Raw genomic sequence first — 4754 nt, forward strand, 5'->3', positions numbered from 1 at the left:
CTATTCGCCAGATCTTAATCCAATTGAACATAAATGGGCACAAGCTAAATGTAAAAAAAGAGTGCTCGGATGCGACACAAATATTTTGTTCGCACTTAATATGGTGTAATCAAAATTAAGTCGCCTAGCTATATATTAATATTATTTTATGTAATAGAAAATAATCGGGCGTGATTTTAATCACTAAAAACCGTATTAAATCGGTAATTTAGTGATTTAACTTGCTGATAGCTAATTAATGATGAATAAAACGATTACGAAATCAAAGCAGTCAACATCCTGCTAATTACTACGCCGAAAAGCCATAAAAGATTAATGTTCTTGTAGTAACTCCATTAATTCATCCTCATTAATAATTTTTATTCCTAACTCATTGGCTTTTGCCAATTTAGCACCAGCAGCTTCACTTGCGATCACCAGATCGGTTTTTTTAGAAACACTGGCAGTGACTTTTGCGCCAAGTAATATTAATTTGTCTTTAAGCTCATCACGCGTTAAACGGTTTAATGTACCGGTTAAAACTAGTGTTTTGCCGGTAAATGGACTATTGGTTTTCTTAACTGGTATAGCTGGCCAGCTAATACCAATTTCATTCACTAATTCATTAACAACATCGCGATTATGTTGTTCGTGAAAAAAATTAATAATATGCTTTGCTACTATCTTGCCAACATCGGGTACCGTTTTTAGCGAATCTATATCTGCTGACATCAGTGAAGTTAACGTCGCATAATGTGTCGCCAAATTGCCCGCCGTTGCTTCGCCAACTTCCCGAATACCCAACGCATAAATAAAGCGGGCTAATGTGGTTTTTTTGGATTTATCAAGCGCATTAATTAGATTTTGTGCAGATTTTGACCTCATACGCTCTAATCTGGCTAAAATATCAGGATTTAAACGGTAAAGATCGGCCGCTGTCGTTACATATTCTTTATCAACCAATTGATCAATAATCTTATCACCCATGCCCTCAATATCCATTGCTCGCCGCGAAACAAAGTGCTTCAAGGCACCCTTACGTTGTGCGGCACAAATTAAACCACCAGTACAACGGAGCACAGCCTCACCTTCGATACGTTCAATGGCTGAACTACAAACCGGGCAGTGAATAGGAAACCGAATTTCTCTGCTATCAGTAGAACGTCTTTCAGTAAGCACATTAACAATCTGCGGGATCACATCACCCGCTCTGCGAATAACGACGCTATCCCCAATGCGTATACCTAAACGTTCTATCTCATGAGCATTGTGCAATGTTGCATTGCTTACCGTGACCCCTGCAACCTGAACAGGCTCTAATCGGGCAACCGGTGTAATAGCACCGGTACGTCCTACTTGAAATTCAACATCATGCAATAAAGTTATCTGTTCTTGAGCGGGAAATTTAAATGCCGTAGCCCAACGAGGAGATCGAGCAACAAAACCAAGCTCTTCTTGCAGCGACAACGGATCCACTTTAACAACGACACCATCGATATCAAAACCTAAGCCTAAACGCTTTTGCTTAATTTGATGGTAATAGGCTAAAACTTGTTGGCTATTTTGGCAAAGTGCTACCTTATCACTAACGGGTAAGCCCCATTTTTTAAACTGCATTAGACATTGATATTGGCTAGCCGGCAATTGTCGGCCCGCTAACAAGCCGAAACCATAACAAAAAAGGGCTAGTGGCCTTTTGGCAGTAATACGAGGATCAAGCTGACGTAATGAGCCTGCTGCGGCATTACGTGGATTGGCAAAAATTTTACCATCATTACGCCGAGCTTCCTCATTCAGTTTTTGAAAACCGCGATGAGTCATAAAAACTTCACCACGAATTTCAATACGCGCAGGAATATTATCACCGGTCAAACGGAGCGGAATTGCTCGAATGGTAAGAATATTAGGCGTAATATTTTCGCCTGTTGTACCATCACCACGCGTCGCAGCCTGCACCAGTTCGCCATGTTCATATAACAGACTAACCGCTAAACCATCTAATTTAAGTTCACAACAAAATGTCAACTGGCTATTATTTTTTAAACGATCATGTACTCGTTTATCAAAGGCTAAATAACTCTCTTCATCAAAAACGTTATCTAATGATAACATCGGTATTTCATGGCGTACCTGCTCAAAAGCCGGTAATGGCGCAGCACCAACCCGTTGTGTTGGCGAATCAGCAGTAATCCATTCTGGATGCTCAGCCTCCAATTTTTTCAATTCCTGCATCATCCGATCATATTCTGCATCGGGTATTTCAGGCGTATCTAATACATGATAAAGATATTCATGATGCCGTAATTGCTGTTTAAGCCGAGCAAGATAATTTTGGTGTTCTTTCATTATTCACCATACAACTAAAGACAAAACCCCCCGCTAAAACACCCCGCTATCACGGAGGTCGATTACTAATCATCGAATATTTAAGTTAATGCTTTTCTAATTCGGCTATGATATTCCTCTATCATTTGGGGTGTCAGCATTTTTCGATCCTCATCAAGCACGACACCACCAACATCAGCCGCAATACGTTGTGCTGCTTGCAACATCAATTTGAAGTTTTGTGCTGAGTCACCATATGAAGTTACCATCATAAATATAGATATACCCGGAGTGGTGAAATCAGACATGGCCTCTGGCTCAAAAGAACCGGGTTTAACCATATTGGCTAAGCTAAATAAAATCTGCCCAGAACCAGAAGGATCAACATGACGATGAAAGATCTGCCTTTCACCAAACTGAAAACTCGATTGAAAAATATTTTGTAACAACAGATCACCGCCTAAAACTTGACCTTGCAGTGGCGCAACATGTAAAACAACAAGAATATCCTTTTTATCAGCTTCATCAGCTAAGTTACTTTTTTGTTTTTCACCATCAGGATGTTCAACTCCACCAAAATCCTGTTGGCTGCTTTCTGTTGCGTTTGCTACGAAAGCGTCTTCCCTTTCTTTACTATTAATTGAATTTAGCGCAGGCTCAGAAATCTCAACTTCAAGCTGTTTAGTCTGAACGCTCTTTTCTTGCTTAGCACAAGATCCAATTTCTACTTCAGTATTAGCTAGATGTGGATCATCGTTAGGTGTTTTCACTACCTTAGATGATTCAGATTTTCGGGAAACAAATTGTTCATTTGCCTTCTGACTAGTCAATTTAGATGCTGATTGTTTTGCCTCCATCATTTTATCGCCAAGGGATGGATCGCCTGCACTCTCAGGTGTATCCTGATTATCTTGTTTACGGCCTTTCATAGGGCGATCTTTAAATAGCTTCGAACGCTCTTTACCACTTGTCGAAAAGCCATGTAACAGTAAAGCTATTATAGCTATCGCACCAACGACCACTAATATTAAACGCAAATCCTGCATCGCTCTATCTCTGTTGTTTGAAAAAATAATCGCCACCATGGCGGTATCATTATATTAAGAGTATTTGCCATATTAAGAGTATTTGCCAATAACGTTAAGTGCAACCCTCTACATAATTTTCTTAGAAAAAGTTAGATATTTATTCTTTTTTCGTTGTTTTTTAGCCAACAAAAGACTAGCCAGCTAAAAATCCTATCTATATGATACAAGATCAAACCTAAAGGAGATAATATGAAGTATGATTAATTCAATAAAATCACTAAAAACTGCGAATGGTTTCTATTATTTTGATCAGGGATGGTATTTTGATCAGGGATGGCAGCTACTTGCTCCTCCAAGTATAAGACGTTTTGTTATCTTACCGTTATTAGCAAATATTATTTTACTCGGTAGTGCCTTTTGGTGGCTTTATAGCAAATTAGGCGATTGGATCCAAACATTATTTTCTTATTTTCCCAGTTGTATGCAGTGGTTAAGTTATTTAATATGGCCTATTGCGGTGATCTCTATTTTACTTATATTTGGCTACTTCTTTAGTACTCGTTTAGTACTCGCCAATTTTATTGCTTCTCCTTTTAATGTTAATGGCTGGTTAGCTGAAAAATTGGAAGCCGAATTAACAGGAACTCCCGCGCCCGATACCAGTTTTGCGGTACTTATTGCCGACATACCGCGGATCTTAGCGCGGGAAGTAACGAAATTATGTTACGACCTTATTCGTCTTATTTCGTTGCTCATCCTGTTTTTCATTCCCGGTATTGCTCATGCTCAGACAATCGCACCAATTTTATGGTTTTTATTTGGTGCCTGGATGATGGCAATTCAATATTGTGATTATCCTTTTGATAACCATAAAGTAAAATTTGATCAAATGAAGTTGGCACTTGCCAATAATCGAACAACCAGTATCCAGTTTGGTGCAATAGTCAATTTTCTGATGATGATCCCTATTATCAATTTGGTTATCATGCCCGTCGCAATTTATGGTGCAACAGCAATGTGAGTTGATCTCTACCATCTGAAACATAACCGTCATTAACTCAAACGCTGAAGTTAGCTAAAATTTCTTACCTTACCCTAACTTCAGCTATTCTCAGATAGTAATAATAATCAAAATAAATGATTGTGGCATATTTGATGTTAGTATCCGGAGTCAACATAAAAATTAAGCTTAATTTACTAAAAAATAGTTATTAGTTACCACCAAATATCCCGTTATATCAGTTAGTAAAAATTAATCAAAGCGACGATAAACACCTGTGCGATATAACGATAGGATAAATTTTTATTTCCAAAATAATTCGCTTAGCGTATGGTGATTAGTACTATATTTGAGCATGTTTATAGCTTCTGAAAAATAGTAAGTACGATCGATGAGCAACATCTTTGAAGATATAGCTAAGC

General features: G+C 38.3%; 3 protein-coding genes. 1 reads left to right on the plus strand and 2 read right to left on the minus strand.

All coding sequences use genetic code 11. From position 1 onward, the window contains the following. Positions 1-312: 312 nt before the first annotated feature. Both ligA and zipA read right to left on the minus strand, forming a co-directional pair. Complete coding sequence (gene ligA, locus ARSQ2_RS03890; RefSeq protein ID WP_420837734.1) at positions 313-2328, minus strand: NAD-dependent DNA ligase LigA; 2016 nt, start codon at positions 2326-2328, stop codon at positions 313-315. 77 nt (positions 2329-2405) lie between these two features. Beyond that, positions 2406-3350, minus strand: coding sequence for a cell division protein ZipA (gene zipA / locus ARSQ2_RS03895; protein WP_181994424.1), 945 nt, complete (start codon positions 3348-3350; stop codon positions 2406-2408). Positions 3351-3588: 238 nt separating this feature from the next. Here zipA and cysZ point away from each other — a divergent pair, with 238 nt between their 5' ends. After that, a complete protein-coding gene (cysZ, locus tag ARSQ2_RS03900; protein ID WP_181994425.1) occupies positions 3589-4353 on the plus strand; it encodes a sulfate transporter CysZ in 765 nt (254 codons plus the stop codon). Positions 4354-4754: the final 401 nt, after the last annotated feature.

Origin of the sequence: Arsenophonus endosymbiont of Bemisia tabaci Q2, from assembly GCF_902713415.1 — a bacterium.
In the GTDB taxonomy this organism is placed as follows: domain Bacteria; phylum Pseudomonadota; class Gammaproteobacteria; order Enterobacterales; family Enterobacteriaceae; genus Arsenophonus.

Coding starts and splice junctions, on each gene's coding strand:
- cysZ (WP_181994425.1), top strand. CDS start 3,589: ATGATTAATTCAATAAAATCACTAAAAACTGCGAATGGTTTCTATTAT.
- zipA (WP_181994424.1), bottom strand. CDS start 3,350: ATGCAGGATTTGCGTTTAATATTAGTGGTCGTTGGTGCGATAGCTATA.